Source organism: Arenibacter amylolyticus (assembly GCF_002150785.1).
Taxonomy (GTDB): Bacteria; Bacteroidota; Bacteroidia; order Flavobacteriales; family Flavobacteriaceae; genus Arenibacter; species Arenibacter amylolyticus.
In genome coordinates this window covers 18,149-37,158 of the sequence record NZ_MTAZ01000029.1, presented here as the reverse complement: position 1 = coordinate 37,158, position 19,010 = coordinate 18,149, and the positions used below count along the sequence as shown (strand labels likewise).

General features: G+C 40.0%; 20 protein-coding genes. 9 read left to right on the top strand and 11 right to left on the bottom strand.

The features are described 5' to 3' along the window. Window positions 1–31: 31 nt before the first annotated feature. Together BV214_RS11470 and BV214_RS11465 are read right to left on the bottom strand one after the other, a co-directional pair. The gene (locus BV214_RS11470; protein WP_086477647.1) at window positions 32–430 is read right to left on the bottom strand and encodes a hypothetical protein; all 399 of its coding nucleotides are present in this window, start codon (window positions 428–430) and stop codon (window positions 32–34) included. Window positions 431–680: 250 nt separating this feature from the next. Next, on the bottom strand, window positions 681–1,385 hold the full coding sequence (locus tag BV214_RS11465; protein WP_086477662.1) for a LytR/AlgR family response regulator transcription factor: 705 nt from the start codon (window positions 1,383–1,385) through the stop codon (window positions 681–683). Between the two features lie 357 nt (window positions 1,386–1,742). Between BV214_RS11465 and BV214_RS11460 the strand changes: the two genes are divergently transcribed. Further along, window positions 1,743–2,660: a hypothetical protein gene (locus tag BV214_RS11460; RefSeq protein WP_223883403.1), complete on the top strand. Its 918-nt coding sequence runs from the start codon at window positions 1,743–1,745 to the stop codon at window positions 2,658–2,660. 264 nt (window positions 2,661–2,924) lie between these two features. Here the strand turns inward: BV214_RS11460 and BV214_RS11455 are convergent, their stop codons facing one another. The 3 genes from BV214_RS11455 to BV214_RS11445 form a co-directional block, all read right to left on the bottom strand. Beyond that, on the bottom strand, window positions 2,925–3,458 hold the full coding sequence (locus tag BV214_RS11455) for a hypothetical protein (RefSeq protein ID WP_086477645.1): 534 nt from the start codon (window positions 3,456–3,458) through the stop codon (window positions 2,925–2,927). Window positions 3,459–3,580: 122 nt separating this feature from the next. Next, entirely contained in the window at window positions 3,581–4,285 is a 705-nt protein-coding gene (locus BV214_RS11450; protein WP_086477644.1) for a Crp/Fnr family transcriptional regulator, read from the bottom strand. A 385-nt stretch (window positions 4,286–4,670) separates the two neighbouring features. Continuing rightward, on the bottom strand, window positions 4,671–5,318 hold the full coding sequence (locus BV214_RS11445; RefSeq protein ID WP_086477643.1) for an alpha/beta hydrolase: 648 nt from the start codon (window positions 5,316–5,318) through the stop codon (window positions 4,671–4,673). Window positions 5,319–5,389: 71 nt separating this feature from the next. Between BV214_RS11445 and BV214_RS11440 the strand changes: the two genes are divergently transcribed. The 8 genes from BV214_RS11440 to BV214_RS11405 all read left to right on the top strand — a co-directional run bounded on the left by BV214_RS11440 (window position 5,390) and on the right by BV214_RS11405 (window position 12,583). Next, the gene (locus tag BV214_RS11440; protein ID WP_086477661.1) at window positions 5,390–5,812 is read left to right on the top strand and encodes a PaaI family thioesterase; all 423 of its coding nucleotides are present in this window, start codon (window positions 5,390–5,392) and stop codon (window positions 5,810–5,812) included. A gap of 1 nt (window position 5,813) precedes the next feature. Next, window positions 5,814–6,926: a chorismate-binding protein gene (locus tag BV214_RS11435; RefSeq protein ID WP_086477642.1), complete on the top strand. Its 1,113-nt coding sequence runs from the start codon at window positions 5,814–5,816 to the stop codon at window positions 6,924–6,926. 55 nt (window positions 6,927–6,981) lie between these two features. After that, the gene (menD, locus tag BV214_RS11430) at window positions 6,982–8,751 is read left to right on the top strand and encodes a 2-succinyl-5-enolpyruvyl-6-hydroxy-3-cyclohexene-1-carboxylic-acid synthase (RefSeq protein ID WP_086477641.1); all 1,770 of its coding nucleotides are present in this window, start codon (window positions 6,982–6,984) and stop codon (window positions 8,749–8,751) included. Between the two features lie 23 nt (window positions 8,752–8,774). Next, window positions 8,775–9,119: a DUF2853 family protein gene (locus tag BV214_RS11425; RefSeq protein WP_086477640.1), complete on the top strand. Its 345-nt coding sequence runs from the start codon at window positions 8,775–8,777 to the stop codon at window positions 9,117–9,119. 86 nt (window positions 9,120–9,205) lie between these two features. Further along, a complete protein-coding gene (locus BV214_RS11420; protein WP_086477639.1) occupies window positions 9,206–10,036 on the top strand; it encodes a CvfB family protein in 831 nt (276 codons plus the stop codon). Window positions 10,037–10,277: 241 nt separating this feature from the next. Next, window positions 10,278–10,886, top strand: a complete 609-nt coding sequence (locus BV214_RS11415) for an SPOR domain-containing protein (protein WP_086477638.1) — start codon at window positions 10,278–10,280, stop codon at window positions 10,884–10,886. A 1-nt stretch (window position 10,887) separates the two neighbouring features. Further along, a complete protein-coding gene (gene menA, locus BV214_RS11410) occupies window positions 10,888–11,793 on the top strand; it encodes a 1,4-dihydroxy-2-naphthoate octaprenyltransferase (protein WP_086477637.1) in 906 nt (301 codons plus the stop codon). Between the two features lie 37 nt (window positions 11,794–11,830). Continuing rightward, a complete protein-coding gene (locus tag BV214_RS11405) occupies window positions 11,831–12,583 on the top strand; it encodes a LytR/AlgR family response regulator transcription factor (RefSeq protein ID WP_086477636.1) in 753 nt (250 codons plus the stop codon). 50 nt (window positions 12,584–12,633) lie between these two features. Here BV214_RS11405 and BV214_RS11400 read toward each other — a convergent pair whose 3' ends face one another. The 6 genes from BV214_RS11400 to ureG form a co-directional block, all read right to left on the bottom strand. After that, the gene (locus tag BV214_RS11400; RefSeq protein WP_086477635.1) at window positions 12,634–15,186 is read right to left on the bottom strand and encodes a c-type cytochrome; all 2,553 of its coding nucleotides are present in this window, start codon (window positions 15,184–15,186) and stop codon (window positions 12,634–12,636) included. Between the two features lie 99 nt (window positions 15,187–15,285). Then, window positions 15,286–15,657, bottom strand: a complete 372-nt coding sequence (locus tag BV214_RS11395) for a VOC family protein (protein WP_086477660.1) — start codon at window positions 15,655–15,657, stop codon at window positions 15,286–15,288. Window positions 15,658–15,820: 163 nt separating this feature from the next. After that, the gene (locus tag BV214_RS11390; protein WP_086477634.1) at window positions 15,821–16,801 is read right to left on the bottom strand and encodes an urea transporter; all 981 of its coding nucleotides are present in this window, start codon (window positions 16,799–16,801) and stop codon (window positions 15,821–15,823) included. Window positions 16,802–16,821: 20 nt separating this feature from the next. After that, on the bottom strand, window positions 16,822–17,526 hold the full coding sequence (locus BV214_RS11385) for a hypothetical protein (RefSeq protein ID WP_086477633.1): 705 nt from the start codon (window positions 17,524–17,526) through the stop codon (window positions 16,822–16,824). 5 nt (window positions 17,527–17,531) lie between these two features. Then, window positions 17,532–18,344: an urease accessory protein UreD gene (locus BV214_RS11380; RefSeq protein ID WP_086477632.1), complete on the bottom strand. Its 813-nt coding sequence runs from the start codon at window positions 18,342–18,344 to the stop codon at window positions 17,532–17,534. Window positions 18,345–18,347: 3 nt separating this feature from the next. Continuing rightward, on the bottom strand, window positions 18,348–18,989 hold the full coding sequence (gene ureG / locus BV214_RS11375; protein WP_086477631.1) for an urease accessory protein UreG: 642 nt from the start codon (window positions 18,987–18,989) through the stop codon (window positions 18,348–18,350). Between the last annotated feature and the right edge of the window lie 21 nt (window positions 18,990–19,010).

Sequence of the window (19,010 nt, the reverse complement as noted above, 5' to 3'; positions counted from 1 at the left end):
GCGCGATTTAAAAAAGGATGCCTGAAATGAATTATGCGTGTTTGGGAGGCTGAAAGATATTGGTATTCGTTATCTCTTCGTAGGATTCTTGATAAAAAAAGCCAGACATAGTATCTATGGCAGGGGGTGTTTTTGGTATTTTAATTGAAGTCTCGCATAAAACAAAGGCCGTAGCGGCATATATACAAGGTTGATGGTTTAAGGGAAGTCGCTCATGATCTTTATGCTCCTCTTGGTGCTCCAAATGATGCTGCACTTTTTGGGATCCATAATGCTTGGAAACAAAATCGATCAAGTTATCCCCATATTTCTCTTTATGGAACTGGGCGTGGGAGAAAAAATCTTGTAGTTGTACAATGTTCACCATATCCATGTGAAGGCTTTGGACAAAAAGCAAGATCGATAGTGCTAAAGAAAATAATTTACCCATCGGCGTAAAGGTAAAAAATTATTGGGCAATAACCATAAGACTCTTGTTAACCGATAAGGATAGTATTACTAAACAGACCCTAACCAACTTAATAACCTACCCTATACTAGTATGACGGTCTGTAGCGTCTTAATTTTCACAAACTACAAAGCTTACCCTTATGAAATACTCCCTTAATTGCCCTACTAGATTAGCGGAAATCTTAGGTGTATATCTTCTTCCAAGAATCTAAAAGTGGATCATAAATAGTTTAGTCTTTATTCAATAATGCCTGCTGTAATAACTCTTTTTTATGTCTGCTTAAAGGAATTGACTTTTCTTGAATAACTACGCTAGAACCATTGTACTCCTCTATTTTTTCTAGATTGACTATATAGGATTTATGAATGCGTAAAAATTTATCTGCAGGTAATTGCTGGGCAAAGGACTTCATGGTTGAAAGAATAAGAAGTCGTTTTTCCTTACAGAAAATCTTGATATAATCGCCATAAGCCTCTACCCAAAGAATCTCATTTAAAACCAGTTGGGTTTTCTTTAGTTGGTGGGTGATATAAATGGATTCTGGTGCGGTTTTGTCGGTAAGTTCTAGCTGATGGTTTTGGAGAGCCTTTTTTACGGCATCATTGAGCCTGTTTTTGTCCAATGGCTTTTTTAAATAATCCGTAACATTATAATCAAAAGCCTTTAAAGCGTGCTCTGCACTAGATGAAATTACGATGATTTGTGGTTTTTCTTCCAAGGACTCCAAGAGGTCAAATCCGCTTACCAAAGGCATTTCAATATCCAAGAAAATTAAATCTACTTCGTGTTGCTCAAGATAATCCTTGGCTACTTGGGCATTTTCAAACTCTCCCAATAAATCGAGACGGATATTTTTACTTATCAGCTTGGAAATGCTGCGTCTTTGGATGGCCGAATCGTCTATTAATATACATTTAAGTCTATTTTTCTTCATATGGTTCATTTTCACAATACACCACACTCCCCTAATTTTTGGGAAAAAGCTTAAATCACCTTTGGTCATTCCTACCGTGACAAACACGGTAAAGATGCCTCAAGATCAGGAGGATGTAGCGGGGGTTACTAGGCTAATATACGCTACATTCCATTAAATGGATGTTGAAATTATAAAACTAGTTCTAATTTAGAACGATTTCAGTCTACTGAAGTCATGACGAAAAGCGATCCAAATCGATTATTAATAAATCTCTAAACTGCATATATTTGGGGATGTTCAATGCTATTATGGGTTTGCTTTTTTGTTTTATTAATGACATTATATAGCTAGTTTTGTAGTATGGTAAAAAAATACTTGACAATTTTTATTTCTGGAGTTTTTTATACGCTGGCACTGCTTTCCTTTGAGAGTCTTAGGGCTCAGGAATTGGAAGTGTTTAGGTTGCAGGATTATAATTTAAAGGGAGCTGTTAAATCCTGTTTGGTATTTACCAACTATGGGAAGGAGGAGTACGAATTTAACAGAGAGGGCCTACTTACCAAGTCGGTAACCCGGTATAATGATGAAGATTATGATATTACCCTTTATACCTTGAGAGATGGTCAACTACTGGAAAAGCGCGTTGAAAATTATAGGGACGGCGAATTTGTTAGGAATACTTCCTTAGCCCATGTCTTTAGAGTGGATACCATTGGAAACATGAGAATAACGGAGAAAATCCTTTCTTATAATAAGGAATTTTTAGATTTATACGAATATGGGTATGACGAGCAGGGGAAACTGATTTCCATTAAAAGAACCAACCGAAGTGGCATAGATGAAACAACCATAAGCTATGAAGAGGGTACAGAAGCGTCTACCGAAACCCATTATTTAAACGATGTGGTTTTAAAATCTATCCACACTTCAGCTATTAAGGACAAGGAAAAAAACCAAAGGATAAGGATTTTGACTAAAGAGTTTATGGAAGGGGAGCCGTATAGGGCCCTTGAGCAAATCTATATCCCATTAGACACTTTGGTGACGGAGGTTAAACTTTCCTTCAATAAAAAGAATAACGACTATCTCCCCACCGAAAGAATCTATTATGAGTACAACTCCCGTGGGGATGTAAAGTCGGTAAGAACGGTTAAGAATAATAGGGAAACCGTAAAAAACTACCATTATCAGTACGATGGGGAAAACGGGAATTGGGTGAAAAAAATTGTTACCCCAGACAATACCTATGTTACCCGTAGAATAACGTATTACCCTGCGGAGAAAACAGAATAAATTACCCCTAAATAGGCATTTTAAAGGAAGTAACTACAAATAAAAGATCTCCGCTTTGTTGATTGAAACATAGTGGAGATCTCTCTAATACCTATTTTAATTAGGTATTCTATACTAGTGGATAATCCTTTGCTGAGTACGCTTTCCTCATTTCACACTTAGATTGTTAAGTGTATCTTTTTGCGTTTAGAGAATAGGTGGAGGCATGATTGATGACCTCTACCTATTAGCTTTAAGACAATCCGTAGCTAGTAAATTTAAAGCTTATAGAATATTCCCTTCTTCGTCAACTTTTATATTTTTTCTATCGTTATCACTTCTAATCTGTAATTGATAGAATTTTGTTGCTCCCTTATCTTCAAAATAGGTTACTCTATAAATATCCTTGTGGATAAGCCATCCCGGATACAGCTGATGAAGTTTATCTCTAACTGGTGCCGGAGGGGTAACATCTTTAAATTTCTCAAAAGTGGAAATTACTTTTCCATTGTTATCATAAGTGGCGATTATTCTACCATTGGTTTGAGAGAAGATAACTCTGAAATCGTCAAAATCCCCATTGAAATTAGGGTCTTCGGTTACGTCGTAATTAGCAACTTCTTTTTGTAGGTTTTGTACATACTCTGGCGTAGATTCGTTGCTTACCTTACTGTGATACGTAAAGTTGTACATAGGGGTAATGGTAACCCCTTCCAATTTAACTTCCTTTCCCTGTTCTTCTTTGTCATTTCCATTGGTTTGCGAGAACCCAACAGTGACCAGACAGCCCATTGCCAGTAATAAAAGTGATTTTTTCATGATTGATGAATTTATTGATTAATAGTACTTAAAATTAACGTTTTAGGCTATTTTTTAATGCTACCTAGGTAGCACAGACCTACGCTTTATCAAAACATTAACGCATCACTATTGGTGGAAGGCTACTTTATAGGGAATGTGCTTATCTTACGGGATAGGAGGGAAGGATCTATAATTTCTATCTGTTTTCTTTTGATGTGCAATATCCCCTCTTCCTTAAATTCCTGAAGATGTCTGTTTAAGACCGCTCTTGTAGTTCCAATTAAGGCAGCCAGTTGATCATGGGTAAATCCATTGATCAATTCTATTTTACTGGTAGATTTATTGGTTAATTGTAGCAAAAGTTTAGCCAATCTGGTTGAGGTGTCTTTTAAGCACATATCCGACGCCACATCTTCTAGATGCTCCATTTTTTTAAGAACATAGACCAATATCTGCTTAAAAACTGCGGGATTGTGGTAGGTCCATTCGCGCATTTGTTTTACTGGGATATACAGGACTTGGGTAGGGGCCAGGGTCTCATAAAATAGATGGGTATTTCCTTCGCTAATTAGCGAGCATACATTTAGCACATCGTTCTGGCTAAGTATGGATAGTATTACTTCCCTATTGTTGGAAGAATCGTAGTCATAGGCCTTCACCATTCCAGATAGTATAATGTAAAATCTATGTATGGCTTGGTCTGTGTGCAAAATACAGGTCTTTGCAGGCCATTTCTGAGGCGAGGCAATGGCAAGTAAATCTAGTAAGGATTCCTCCCTTATTTCAGAAAAAAGAAGATTGTTTCGCAAGGCCTTATAAAATGGTGTGGCTCTTTTTAAATTCATCTATTTGGTTTAAATAAAGTTGAATTCTTTAACCTAATTAAAATCAAGGAATAGGCTGAAATAAAAAAAGACTGAACGTCTGTCTTTATTGCATTTGGGGGATGACTTAAGGTACAAAAAAATAAGTAAGCATATGGGATAATACCCCTATTTTAACAGTTGAAAAACCCTTGTATTAGACCTTTCAAAAGCTGTATTTTATCACCATAAGCAAAAAGAAATATTGTGATTTTTAGGGAATGCTAGGACGTCCTTACCTTCCATCCAAATAAGAAATACCAGTGCCGCCTAATTAGTACAGGAGGAACTAACGGTAACCCTAAGCCTCTTCTGTGGGTCTTAGTTAACCCTAAAAAAAACTTCTTTTAGTATTCGGTGCATGCCTTTATTGGATTAGCTGGTTAATAACCGTTCTTTTCACCTCATGTCCTCCTTCAAAAGGGACAAGCTTTGCCTTTCCCTTAAAAAGGGATTCTATCCTTAAATGTTCCTTAGCCATCCGCTCCGGACTAAGAAATTGGTCACTATCTCCCACTACAATTTTAATCTCTGGGTTGGAGGGCATTAGAAACTCAAAATCCTCAGGGCTGAGTTCTGCAGGAATACCTCCTGCATATAGGATAAGCTCGTTGCAGGGTATTTTGCTTTTGGCAACCCACCTCGTTGCTACGGAGACTCCTTGTGAAAATCCTAGAACAATAAGCCGACAATCTTCGGGAACTTGTTCGTTTATCAGCACTTGATCTAAATATCGGAGTACATTCCCCGTTTCCAGGGTGGTTTTCTCCTTGGTGAGCCAGCTAGCACCTACGTGCTTGTAATTGTTGCCTAGGTAATACTTGGAGGGCGCCTGGGGTGCAATAATGTAATTTTCATTTTCAGGGAGACCCTTAAAGTAATTTATGAAATACCTGCTTAGAAAACCAATTCCGTGCAATACAATCCACACATTTTTGGTGTTATCGCTAAAGGTATTTAGGGTAAGGTAAGTGTTGGTACTGGTATAGGTGACTTCTTTTTCTTGGAAGGGCATAAGTGTTAAATAGGGATTAAAGGTTGCTCTTAATTGATTTTCTAATGCTTAATTTTACAAAAAAATACTTCATGGAAGAACAGCGGGCGAAAAAACTTCAGATTTGCAACGAAATATGCAAAGGTACCCTAATGGAAACTTTGGGAATTGAATATATAGAGTTGGGAGATAATTTTCTGGTAGCTAAAATGCCAGTTACTCCAATGGTTCATCAGCCCGATGGGGTTTTACACGGAGGGGCCACCGTTGCCTTGGCGGAAAGCGTGGGTAGTGCTGCTTCTTATATTTTTCTGGATCCCGAGAAGTTTTTTGTTCGGGGAGTGGAAATCTCGGCCAACCATGTGAAAAGTGTAAGGGAGGGAACCGTATTTGCTAAAGCAATACTCCTTCATAAGGGACGTACCACCCAAGTTTGGGATATTAAGGTGACTGATGAGGAAGAAAATCTGGTCTCTATTTGTAAATTAACCACCATAGCATTACCGAGAGAATAATATGTCTTTGAATTTATTGGACCGATTATCCCAGCAATATGTAGATGAGTTGCCCTTTGTGGCTTATAGAAAGCCACAAGAGGAAAGGGTCAATTTACTCCTGCAAAATAATTCGGAACTACATCATGTAGTAGATTATGAGGAAAGCGGTTTTGTTTTTGCCCCTTTCAATTCAAACGAAAAGGCCATTCTATTAAAAAACGACGCCTACTTTTCTGAACCTGTGTTTCCCAAACAGACGGCGGGAACTGCGATGCCGCAAAGGGGAGAAGAAGATGCATCAACCAAGGGCATCCATATGGACTTGGTCCAGAAAGGTATAGATGAAATTGCAACCGGTCAGTTAGAAAAGGTGGTGTTCTCTAGGCAGGTGGAAGTGCAAGCCTCTCAAAAACCGATAGAATTATTCCAGAATATTTTATCGCAATATCCTACTGCGTACTGTTATATGTGGTATCACCCAAAAGTAGGGATGTGGTTGGGTGCAACTCCAGAAATGTTATTGGAAGTGGAAAACCGAATGCTCAGGACCATGTCACTGGCAGGCACCATGAAAAGTAATGGGGAGGAGGAGCCAAATTGGGGTGCCAAAGAGTTGGAAGAACAGCGGATGGTTACCCAATTTATTAAAGATTCATTAGAAGGGAAGGTAGTCGCCCTAACTGTTTCCGAGACCAGCAGTTCTCGTGCAGGTGAATTATGGCATTTAAAGACTGCTATCTCAGGAAGATTGAACAACGAGAGCAATTTGGGCGAAATAATCCTTTCCTTGCATCCCACCCCAGCGGTATGTGGCCTCCCTAAATTAAAGTCCAAGGATTTTATTTTAAAGCATGAAGGGTATCACCGAGAATTTTACACTGGTTTTTTGGGCGAGTTAAACCTAGTGGAAGAAGTAAATCGGCCAGAGAGAAGAAGAAATCAAGAACATAGGGCCTATAGAACCATAAAGAAAAGAACCTCGCTTTATGTGAACTTACGATGTATGAAAATGGAGGAGAAGCAACTCACTATCTACGTGGGAGGTGGCATCACCCTAGATTCCGATCCGGAAAAGGAATGGAAAGAAACCTGCGATAAGAGTCGCACTATGCTCAATATAGTGGGCCGTTAAATTTATTGGGAACTAGGATTGGTATTAATTAAGTGGAGATTGTATTTTTGTGTCAATGAAATACTCTATTATTCCATCCTCCCAGACCGTGGTTTACCATTGCAAGGCAAGAGGTATTAAAAACATCATCATCTCCCCAGGGTCTAGAAATGCCCCGCTTACGATTGGATTTTCGGAAGACCCTTTTTTTAATTGCTATAGCGTTGTTGATGAGCGCAGTGCTGCCTTCTTCGCTTTGGGAATTGCCCAACAGCTTCAAGAGCCGGCAGTAGTACTTTGTACTTCTGGTAGTGCCTTGTTAAATTACTATCCCGCTGTTTCGGAAGCGTTTTATAGCGATATTCCTTTGGTGGTCATTTCTGCAGATAGGCCCCCGTTTAAAGTAGATATTGGGGACGGACAGACCATTAGGCAAGAAAATGTTTATAAAAATCATATTGCCTATGGTGCCAACTTAAAACTAGACGTGTCGCATGCAACGGACCAGGTACAAAAATACGATCTGGCTAGTTTGGAAGGAAGCAGTGTAGAGGAGGCGCAGCAAGCGGTACAGGCCTTTAATGAGGCTGCCTTAGACAAGGCCCTAAATATTGCCTGCACCCAAAACAGTCCGGTACATATCAATGTTCCCTTTGAGGAGCCCTTATATGAGTTTACCAAGGAACCTACTTTGCTCCCCAAAGTGAACCTTCCTAGGGTGGTAGATCACAGCTTTAACAGCGAAAAGCTAGCGGCCTGCATGGCTATGTGGAAGGATGCAAAGCGTAAATTAGTATTGGTAGGGGTTAATTTCCCAAATTCGGTAGATTCTAAATATTTGGAGCTACTGGCTTCGGACCCATCGGTGATTGTTTTAACCGAATGTACCTCTAATTTAAACCACCCTCAGTTTTTCCCAAGTATAGATAGTTTAATAGCACCCATAGAAAAATCCCCGGATAGGCAAGAACTCTTTCAGCAATTGCAACCAGAGATTTTGCTAACCTTTGGAGGGCTAATAGTTTCCAAGAAAGTCAAGGCTTTTCTCCGTAACTACGGACCAAAAGAGCATTGGCATATAGATGTCCAAAAGGCACCGGATACATTTTTTAGTCTAACCCAGCATTTTAAAACAGCTCCCAATAGGTTTCTAGGAGAATTAGGATCCCCAGGGGCTAGCACCCAAAGTACCTATCGCAACTATTGGTCTAAAGCCAAGGATTGGTATGTTGCCAAAAGGGAGGCGTATGTCCATCAAATTCCATTTAGTGATATGCTGGCCTTTCACCACCTTATGAAGCGTGTTCCTAAAAACTACAACTTGCAGTTGGGCAATAGTTCTGCCATCCGATATGCCCAGTTATTCGATTTAGATCCTTCCATAAAGGTTTTCTGCAATCGTGGAACCAGTGGCATAGAAGGCAGTACCTCTACGGCTATAGGGGCGGCCCTGCATACAGAAAGTCCAACCCTCCTGGTCTCTGGCGACCTTAGTTTTTTATATGATAGCAATGCCTTATGGATAAAATATGTGCGATCAGATTTTAGGATAATAGTGATCAATAATCAGGGGGGAGGAATCTTTCGAATTCTGCCAGGGAGGGATAAATCCGATAATTTTGAAACCTTTTTTGAAACTACGCAGCAATTAGACCTATCCCTTATTGCCAAAACACACCAATTTAATTTTATATCCGTTTCGGATGAAGCATCGTTGGTTTTAGCGTTGGACGATTTTTATAAAGAATCCGACAGGCCAAAAATTATGGAAATTAAAACTCCAAGATTATTGAACGATGAAATTTTGTTGGGTTATTTTGATTTTATATCTTACAGCAAGAAATAAATTACAAACCAACAAATTAGATTATGAGTAAAAGAGACGAACTGATTGCAAAATATGCTGAGCATATAAAGGATAAATTTGGAGAGACTCCGGATATGGATCTATTGACCAAGGTTGCCATAGGGTTAGGACCCTCCATTTACAACGTGGATGCGTCAAAAGTTTCTGGCTCGGATGATAAGGAATTGGCAACGGTAAAGAACAACTTTCTAATTAAAAAGCTCGGTTTACAGGATGGTCCCAAATTAATGGAAGGGATAAATGCTGTGATGGAGCGATACGGCTCCTCGGAGCGAAGTAAGTATAGAGCAGTTGTATACTATATGCTTGCCAAACACTTTAAGAAGGAGTCTGTTTATAACAAATAAACAAAAGTAAACTAGACAATATAAGTCGCTTTTTAAAAAGAGCGGCTTTTTTTTATTGGGATTCTTTTAAAGTGTATTTTTGCAGCATGATAGCATTAGGAAAATATAGTAAATTAGAAATATTAAGAGATACTACCGTAGGTCTTTTTTTGGGAGATGAAGAAGGAAATGATGTGTTGTTGCCCAACAAATATGTTCCGGAAGAATTTGAGATCGGTGATTTTTTAGAAGTCTTCTGCTATCTCGATCACGAGGAGCGAATTGTAGCTACTACCTTGGAACCCTATATAATGGTAAATCAGTTTCGTTTGCTTCAGGTAGCTGAGGTAAATGAATACGGGGCATTTATGGATTGGGGCTTGGAAAAACACTTGTTGGTTCCTTTCCGTGAGCAGCGAAATAAAATGCAAGAAGGCCAATGGTATGTGGTATATTGTTATTTGGATGAAAAGACCAATAGACTGGTGGCTTCCAATAAATTGGATAAATTCTTGTCTAATGATACCCTTACCGTAGAGGAAGAGGAAAAGGTAGCGCTTACAGTCACTAGAGCTACCGATCTAGGATGGGAGGTAATTATAAATGATAGCCACAAAGGATTGGTATATGCCAATGAAGTGTTTAAAAAAATATCCATTGGCGATCAAATTAACGGGTATATTAAACTCATTAGGCCCGACAATAAGATAGATGTGTCCCTGCAACCTATAGGTTACAAAAGCTTGGAGCCGGCCGCCAATTTAATTTATGATAAGTTAAAAGCCTATGGCGGTTATCTTGAGCTCCATGATAAATCTGCTCCAGAAGATATTAAACGCGTACTTCAAATGAGTAAAAAAACCTTTAAAAAAGGGATAGGAGTACTTTATAAAGAGCGTAAAATAGAAATTGGTACAGACGGGATACGTTTGGTATAAAAGGGTGGGAAGCTGGTTAGGGCCCAAAGGAGGGAAATACCTTTTGCCAGGAATAGTCAAAACAAACTTCTCCCTTTGCTTATTTCGTGTAGTTAGAAACGACAGATTTTAAAAAATTATATTGCAGGTATGTCCCTGTTTTAATACTAATTAGGTTATTTTTACAACAGTATGTTTAATAAAATTAGTACATGCCTATTTTGTGTTATAGTTAAGTATTCACCCCTAAATTAATACTTCAATGCCATTCATCGAAGAAAGCGATTTACTGGAATTGCATAAAGACATTGATAAGGCTCAATTAATTAACGAGCGTTTATTAGATCAAATTAAATTTAAAAACAAGGAATTGAGGCGCAGTAAAATCCAAAGGAATATTTTTGGTAGTATTACCGTTCTTTTTTTCCTCGTTTCCTTGGCTGTTTTCTCATATAACGCCGGTATTGTAAAATCGGCTAACCTAGAGCGCCAATACAACAACCACAACCTACTTGTTTCCATAGACAGTTTGGAGGTAATTAAGGAAAGAATAAATAATTTGACCCAAAAGAACCAAGAACTTAGCTTGGTTAAGGAGTTTTATTTGGCCAAGAAATTTTTGGAAAAGGAGAAGATATACTCCGTACAGGTGAAATCTTTTGTGGACAATAATCTTGCCCTAGCGTCTAAGACCATAGGAAATACGATCTTTGCGAAAACCAATTCTTTCTACTCTTACTCCTTGGGGAATTTTGAAACCTTGGAAGAAGCCCGTTCTTTTAGGTATCAATTGGTAAAGATGGGTTTTGAAGATGCTTTTGTGGCATCTTACCGAGATGGAAAACGAATAGAAATAGAAGATCCCTACTAATTTGCAGAAATCAAAAGCTTGGCTGAATGCGGCGCGGTTAAGAACCCTTCCGCTTTCGTTATCGGGGATTATTGTGGGTACGGCCATAGCAAGCATGTATGGTGCTTTTGACTGGCGTATCTTCATATTTGCTGTTTTAACTACTGTAGGGTTTCAGGTTATATCCAACTTTGCCAATGATTATGGGGACGGAGTAAAGGGAACCGATAATGAACATCGGGTAGGTCCCAAGAGGGTACTTCAGAGTGGCCTCCTTACTAGGGCGCAATTAAAACGTGGAATTATTATATCCATATTTATCTGTATTGGCTTGGTACTTGCCCTCCTGTACTTTTCTTTTGGGTTAGAACACCTTAAATACATACTACTGTTTGGATTGCTAGGAGCTTTTGGCATCTGGGCAGCCATTAGGTATACTGTAGGGGATTCTGCTTATGGATACCGAGGCCTAGGGGATGTTTTTGTTTTCCTTTTCTTTGGATTGATTGGCGTAGTGGGTTCTATGTTTCTTTATACCAAGGAAATTTATCTGTCTGCCTTTTTACCTGCAATTACCATAGGGCTTTTAAGCACAGGAGTGTTAAACTTAAACAACCTTAGGGATTACCGGTCCGATATGTTGGCTAAGAAAAATACGGTAATCGTGAAAATGGGCATAAGGAATGGAAAAATATACCACAGCTTATTGGTGGTAGTTAGTTTTGTTTGCATGCTTATCTATACCATGCTGCATTATGACAATTGGCTAAATACCTTACATTTATTGGCATTTATACCTATATTTATACATTTAATACGGATGCGGAGGGTGAAGAACACCGTATTATTAGATCCTGAACTAAAAAAATTGGCGCTGAGTACCTTTTTGGTAGCGATCATATTTTACCTTAGCTTCAATATTTTTTAGTATTTTTAAAAAACTAACCATACAAAAACCAGAAACTTTGGAACAACCAATTAGAATACTTATAGTAGAGGACAATGTGATCATAGCCGATGACATGCAGTCCATGTTGGAGGAAATTGGCTATGCCATAGTAGACAATGTAATTGTTTACGAGCAAGCGGTGGAGGTCTTAAAAACCAAGGAGGTAGATCTAGTTCTGATAGATATTATCTTGGCTTCGGATAAGACCGGGATAGACCTTGGGAAGCACATCCGGGATAACTACGATATCCCCTTTATATTTGTTACATCCAATTCGGACAGGGCTACCGTTGAGAATGCAAAAAGTGTAAAACCCAATGGCTATTTAGTAAAACCCTTTGAACAACAAGATTTATACACTGCCATTGAAATTGCTTTGTCAAATTTTATCAGTGTAGCCAAAACGGGCAATGATGCCAAGGTGGAGGAAGAGGACGAAGTTATTTCCAATACCGTATTAAAAGACTCCATATTTGTAAAAAAACAACATCTATATTATCGGATCCAATTTGAGGATATCCAATATATAAAGGCCGATAATGTGTACTTGGAAGTAAATACCGTAGATAAAAAGTTCTTGGTACGCTCTCCTCTCAAGGATTATTTGGAGAAACTTCCCAGGGGAAAATTTTATAGGGCCCATAAATCCTATATTGTTAATGTAGACCATATTGAAGCCATCAATTCTAGGGATATCTTGATCAATGAAACCCTCATCCCGATTTCCAAAGAGTTTAAGGACTTTATAATATCGGCAATGAATTCGTAAGAATATTTGCTTAAATAACTAATAAAAAAGGTGCCGCTAGGGCACCTTTTTTAGTTTTGTAAGTTGGTCTTCTGTGCCTGTGATTTTAAGAAGGCAAATAGGTCCATTACTTCTTGCTCATTCAGTCTGTTTAATAAGGCTGGCATCATCATAGACCGCTTTGAGGGGTGTCTGGATTGTATCTCCTTTTTGTTCAATTTTAATAATTGTTGTGGTTGTAGTGGATTTGTATTGAGGGTAAGGGTATCGGTTGTCTCATTGATTAACCGTCCCCAATATTCCTTTTCGTCGCTCATAACTACCTCTATGGCTTCATATTGATCCGAAATGGTTTTGTTGGGGGTTACCAAGGCCTCGGCAATATCTTTGGCAGAAAACCGATTGCTTAGCTGGGTAAGATCCGGGCCAACACTGGATCCACTACCTTGTAGACCATGACAGCTACTACACAGCACGGCTTGATACATCTTTTCCCCGTTGGTGCTATTTCCATGCTCATCCGCACTATTGTAGAGCGAAACAATTTCCTCTATGTCATAATTTTTTCCGGGTCCTTGGGGTTGAGGAAGGGATGCCAGATCGGTACTACCTACTTTAATCAACTCTTCCCCAGAGAGGGTGCGGAGACTTTCTTTCAGGTGCCCGGGTACGTTGCTGAGGGCTTGGTCTCTAATATGCAGTAGAAATCCAGTATAGCTCTCTCCTCCATTGGCAGCAAAAAGCTTGGCGAAGATTTTAAAATACTGTTCCCTTAGCGTCTCGTTCCAGCCAGTGGTGGCATAACTTAGGGCTTTTGCATAATGGATAAGCTCGGAGGGCGGGGTATTGCTTTTCATCCTTTCTATAGTGCCCCCATATTGTTCACTTCTTTCAGTGACCTCTTTTGCTATTATGGGAAGGCTGGTATTGTTGATGGCAAGGGTATCTAACATGGCCATAGTTTTTGGTACTGCGGTAGAATCGCCCAAATAAACCAGTAGTTGTATCAATTCGCGATTAACCTGATTGCTAGTGGTAGGGTAGTGCGGTGCTAGCATTGTTGCCAGTTGTTGTTTCTGCTCCCTTCCAAAATCGCCCCTAATAAACAATAGGTCATAAGCTCTTATTAAATCTGTTTTTTGATTTACTGACAGGGAGGGAAAGGACATTGAATTTAATTTTTCCATAGCAAGTTGTTGCCCTGTTGTTTCCCCAATTCTGGCTAATGCGATGGCCGATTGTATCAGGGCATCCGGTGCTGTCTCAGAGGAAAGTTCCTTTTCTATCTGCCCTGTTTCTATATACTCCAAGGCTACGCGGGCGGCATACCTAACGGCTCTGTCCGGATGCTGCAAGGAAGACCAGATCAACGCTAAATCTGCGGGTGCCCCCATGGCGAAGGATTCCAGGTTTCTTCTTAGCTGTTGTTCTTCCGTAACAGGCTGGGGCGCTGGGCTGGCGGTTGAATTGTTTTTAGGGTGATACACGCGGTAGAGGCCAGACTCTAACCGTCTTCCCCCAGTTAGGAAGTACATGGCACCGTCTGCTCCTGCAATGCCATCCGTAAGCGGTAGGGAATTGCCCGATAAAAACTCTTCTTTTTCAGCCCTGTAGGAAGCTCCCTCTGGAATTAGGGTTATATAATACATGGTGCCAAAACTCCAGTCGTATACAAACAATCCATTTTTAAACCGATCGGGGAAATCTAGGGTTTTTCCGGAAATTACCCCCGTGGGCGACCCCTGGCCAATATCCAGTATTCCAGGGAGATTGTCCGGGTAATAGTCGGGCCACTTTCCCGACCCCGTACGCCATCCAAATTCGGCACCCATGGGGATATGACATACCCGGATGGGCCTATACCAGGGAGATCCCATATCCCATTCCATATCAGAATCAAAGGTAAAGAGCTCTCCGTCCTCATTAAATGCCAAATCATAGGCATTTCTAAACCCTGTGGCAATAACGGTGAGGTCCTTGCCATCCTTATCCGTTCTTGCTAGCCAACCGCCTGGCGCTACTACTTCGTTGGCATGGCCCCTAGGATCTTTTATGGCATCAAAAAGTTGGTCTTCGTCCCAAACAGGTTTTTGTACGGAATTAAATTTTTTGGGAAGTAAGGTGTGGTTGCCTCCTAGCATATATAAATAACCATCGGGTCCTAGGACAATCCCATGGGGACCATGTTCACCTCTTCCCACAAATTGTTGTAAAAAGTCAATATGGTCTAATTGTCCGTCCCCATCAGAATCGGTCACTCTATACAAACCACTTTCTTCCTGATTGTCCGAGTTTTTCATTACGTATAGACTGTTATGGGCCCATAACAATCCGTGGGCCTTACCTATATTCACAGGGATGGAATCTACCTTCACAGCCTCTTTAGAGCCTAATTTAGGCACCTGTATGTAGTATAGGGCCCCATACTGGTCCGACGCAATTAACCTTCCCTGGTTGTCCTTGGTAATGGATACCCAAGAGCCTTGGCTGTTTTCACTGGGGCTGTATAATTTTTCTACTATAAATCCTTCTTGCACCAAGATATTGGGGTCTGAAGTTGCCGGAGTGCTACAGCTATAAATTAAAACAAGTAAGAGGAGAGGGTATAGTGGGCTTTTGCTCATGGGTTGGTTGGTTGGTTGGTTGGTTGGTTGGTGAAATATGCCAGGAATAAGAGTACTAGGCAGTATTAAAAAGGGCTTACTTCTTAATATGACACCCTGTTATACATGTTGATCTATTAATATGGTATTTCCATCGGGATCTATTAACACTATGCTGGCTGGACCGCTAGTGTTCTCTCCAGTTTTTCGAACCAGTTGGATTCCTTTGTTTTCTAAATCCTTTTCAATCTCCCTTACATCGGAAAAGGAACTTAACGTATTAGCATTTTCATCCCACCCAGGATTAAAGGTCAGAATATTGCCTTGGAACATTCCTTGAAACAATCCGATGAGGGATTTACCGTTTTTCATGATCAAGTAATTGTTTTCCATTTCGCCTGCAAAGACCGAGAAGCCCAGATTTTCATAAAACAATTTGGAGGCGTTAAGGTCCTTCACATTTAAACTTACCGAAAATGCACCTAATTCCATTTGAAGATTTTTAAGGTTAATAAGTTCTAAGGTACATAATTTAAAAAAAATAAAAAGCTTAACTAACACTTTTTGTCCATGGACCCCAGTCCATACAAAAACACCTTCCAGAGTCAATAGCTTGCATTGGGATGGAGTAATAGGTAGCAACTTATGGAGGAATTTACGGGGGTGGTTTTCTTTTGGGCCTAAACCAGGACGCTAGCAGTTTAGAAATTCCAGAGATACCACTTCTAGATATCAGCAAGATCCAGGTGGTGGCTACAAAAGGAAAGGTATAGGGGGGAACGTCAATACTTATCATAAAATCGTCCACAATTACAGTGATGATGGTAGCGACTACCACCCAGAAACCATCCTGTTTTCCAGTACCTGCGAAAGCTAGGGCACAAAGAACAGCGTTAAAGCTAAACATACCGGTATCGGCATCGGTTTCGGGCCTATTTAATAAATGTGATACTGTCATGGCTAAAATGGAGGCAAATATTCCGTAGAGTGCCGAAACAGGTCTACTAACGTATACTCCCAGGAAGAATAGAACACCGGCAATAACACTTCCTTGAAACATCACCTGTCCAAACCCGTGGGTGGCAAAAATAAGGTCTTCGTCTATTTCGTCTTCGTCATATTCTATCCCAACCAGCTCCAAGGTTTCCTCAAAAAGTTCGGCGGTTGGTTCTTGTAAAAAATTTTCAGCGGCTGTGGGGTGGGTCACCCTAGGCATAATATCCCCTGCATTAATCAGGGAAACTATAATCCAACTAAACACTACAAAAGGAAAGGTGAAAATCTCCAGTTTTTTAACGATGGCATAATGCATCATTAGGGTAGCCAGTACCGAAGCGATTATGATGGCTACAAAAGACAATCCAGTTAACCCGTACTGGTAAACGATTATTATTCCCAAAAGTGCAGCATTAAATCCGTATAGACCTTGATTTAGTGCAACCCTATATTTCTTTTTAAAAAAAAGCCCTATACAAGTTCCTATTAAATTGGCTACTAATAAGCCAATTGCCATAAGCCAAGAACTGTATAGGACTCCTATAAGTAGGATGAGACCGGTCAATGATTTTTCCTGTAACATTATCTGCGCAATGCCCCTAAGGTTAACCTGGATAAACCATTTTATTTTAGTCATCATACCATGTCACTTACATTCAATTACCAGCCAAGAAAAATCATCCCTGCGGCACAGACTACAATAGCACCCCCTGCGATAGCGGTCATGTATTTTTCCAGAAATTCGGTTTTTATCAAACTATAACCATAATAACCTAGCACTACCATAATTACCATCATCAACAGCGTAAAAAATAGAAATACTGCGGTGATTATAATTATTCCAGTGGTGGAGTTTAAAATAGCGGGGTAGGTTAATAGGGGAATCATGGGTTCACAGGGACCAAGGAGAAAAATCACCAATAACACCCAAGGGGTTACTTTTCTTCTTTCGGAAGGCATTACCGGACCTTGGTTGTGCCTGTGTTCATAGACATAGACTTCGCCCCCTTCATAAACATCAAAATGTTTATGTTTTTTATTCCGATAGGCCTGGTAAAGTCCAATTATGAGGAAAATAAAACCAAAGATAAATAAGGCCCATGCCGCCAAACCGCCCCTTACTTCCTCAAACCAGCTGAGTTTACTAAGGGAAAATCCAAGGGCTACACCCCCTAAAGCCAAGAGAACGGAGCTAAGGACATGTCCAATTCCACAAATGACTGTCCAAAATAGCGTGCGTCCCAAGGTCCATTTTTTTGCCTTTCCAATGGCAATAAACGGAATGTAGTGGTCTGGTCCCGTAAGCGTATGTAGAACACTGATAGAAATTGCGGCTATTATTAATGTATTTAATTCTGGTACCATAAAAATTAAATTTTTAAATCTATTTGCTGTTGCCGTAGGTCACCGGCTTGCTTATCTAATTGTTTTTGAATTTTTTTCAGGGCTCTAAAAAGTTGTTCTCCAGAATTACCCAGCACCCGAAGTACGCAGGCATCATCTGAAATTTGGGAAAACCCGAAAATAATATCCTCTTCCCCCTCCAATTTTTCAGCCATATTGGCCATGTGCTCTTTAGGGGAATGGTGGGGATCTACACAGATAAAGTTTGCCTGATAGCTAAACTCCTCGTACTGTCCCATGGTCTTATAATTAACTTTTGAAGGGTTTAGGTATAGATTGTCTTTGTACAGCAACTTGTCTTTGCGAAAAACCTGCGTTAAACTCCTATACTTTTTAAATGCGAAAGACTCTCCATTTAGTTTTCGTCCACAAGCCAAGATCTCTCCCCAGATAAGGACACTGGTATCGCTGAGATAAATCCTATTATCGCTTTCAAAAATAGCCCCCTTGTGGGGTACGGAGGGATGTGGTAAGTGACTGAAGTAGGCGTTGCATTCCACATTCACCCGCATGTGCTGCTGTGCACCATCCGGGGTGTCGTATATTCTTTGATAGGATTGTGTTTGTAGGTTAAGCAAAGTTTCTTTTTTCACCTTAATATCTATTTGATAATTATCATTGTTGAAGAACCCTGGGGAGGAGCTCATTATCATGAGTTCCAATAGGGGATTTTTCTTGTTCTCCCTAACTTCCACCACATTAAAAGGAGGCGTAAAATAGGTATCCTTTAATATGGTTATATCCTTGTATAAGTCGGTCTGCACGCTGTATCTTCCCATCAGTTATCGTTCTAGTACGGGTTCAGAAGCATCTTCCTCAATCAAAGCATATTTCTTAATCCAATTAATTACCTGATCTACCCCTATGTCGTTCATAAGGTCCGTAAAGATGAAGGGGTTACCAGCTCTCATTTTTTTCGAATCACTCTTCATTACCTCTAAATCGGCATTTACGTAGGGTGCCAAATCTATTTTGTTGATTACCAATAGGTCCGATCGGGTGATTCCTGGGCCTCCTTTTCTTGGTATTTTTTCACCTTCCGCTACCGAAATCACAAAAATGGTAATATCGGCAAGGTCAGGACTAAAGGTGGCAGACAGGTTATCGCCCCCACTTTCTATAAATACAATTTCTATCCCGGGATGCCGGGTTACAATCTCGTCTACCGCTTCCAAATTCATACTAGCATCTTCCCGGATAGCGGTATGCGGGCAACCTCCTGTTTCCACGCCTATAATCCTATCAGCTGGCAAGAGGGAGTTTTTAGTAAGGAACTCAGCATCTTCCTTGGTATAAATGTCATTGGTGATTACACCTATGCTGTAGTCTTGTGCAATTTTTCGGGACAACTTTTCTATGAGGGCAGTTTTTCCAGAGCCTACCGGACCGGCAACCCCAATTTTTATATAGTTTCTTTCAGACATTCTATTTTGTTTTTATTAGTG

Coding starts and splice junctions, on each gene's coding strand:
- BV214_RS11425 (WP_086477640.1), top strand. CDS start 8,775: ATGAGTAAAAGAGACGAACTGATTGCAAAATATGCTGAGCATATAAAG.
- BV214_RS11445 (WP_086477643.1), bottom strand. CDS start 5,318: ATGCCCTTCCAAGAAAAAGAAGTCACCTATACCAGTACCAACACTTAC.
- BV214_RS11465 (WP_086477662.1), bottom strand. CDS start 1,385: ATGAAGAAAAATAGACTTAAATGTATATTAATAGACGATTCGGCCATC.
- menD (WP_086477641.1), top strand. CDS start 6,982: ATGAAATACTCTATTATTCCATCCTCCCAGACCGTGGTTTACCATTGC.
- BV214_RS11420 (WP_086477639.1), top strand. CDS start 9,206: ATGATAGCATTAGGAAAATATAGTAAATTAGAAATATTAAGAGATACT.
- BV214_RS11440 (WP_086477661.1), top strand. CDS start 5,390: ATGGAAGAACAGCGGGCGAAAAAACTTCAGATTTGCAACGAAATATGC.
- BV214_RS11455 (WP_086477645.1), bottom strand. CDS start 3,458: ATGAAAAAATCACTTTTATTACTGGCAATGGGCTGTCTGGTCACTGTT.
- BV214_RS11385 (WP_086477633.1), bottom strand. CDS start 17,526: ATGGTACCAGAATTAAATACATTAATAATAGCCGCAATTTCTATCAGT.
- BV214_RS11450 (WP_086477644.1), bottom strand. CDS start 4,285: ATGAATTTAAAAAGAGCCACACCATTTTATAAGGCCTTGCGAAACAAT.
- BV214_RS11415 (WP_086477638.1), top strand. CDS start 10,278: ATGCCATTCATCGAAGAAAGCGATTTACTGGAATTGCATAAAGACATT.
- BV214_RS11435 (WP_086477642.1), top strand. CDS start 5,814: ATGTCTTTGAATTTATTGGACCGATTATCCCAGCAATATGTAGATGAG.
- BV214_RS11390 (WP_086477634.1), bottom strand. CDS start 16,801: ATGATGACTAAAATAAAATGGTTTATCCAGGTTAACCTTAGGGGCATT.
- BV214_RS11400 (WP_086477635.1), bottom strand. CDS start 15,186: ATGAGCAAAAGCCCACTATACCCTCTCCTCTTACTTGTTTTAATTTAT.
- BV214_RS11470 (WP_086477647.1), bottom strand. CDS start 430: ATGGGTAAATTATTTTCTTTAGCACTATCGATCTTGCTTTTTGTCCAA.
- ureG (WP_086477631.1), bottom strand. CDS start 18,989: ATGTCTGAAAGAAACTATATAAAAATTGGGGTTGCCGGTCCGGTAGGC.
- BV214_RS11380 (WP_086477632.1), bottom strand. CDS start 18,344: ATGGGAAGATACAGCGTGCAGACCGACTTATACAAGGATATAACCATA.
- BV214_RS11395 (WP_086477660.1), bottom strand. CDS start 15,657: ATGGAATTAGGTGCATTTTCGGTAAGTTTAAATGTGAAGGACCTTAAC.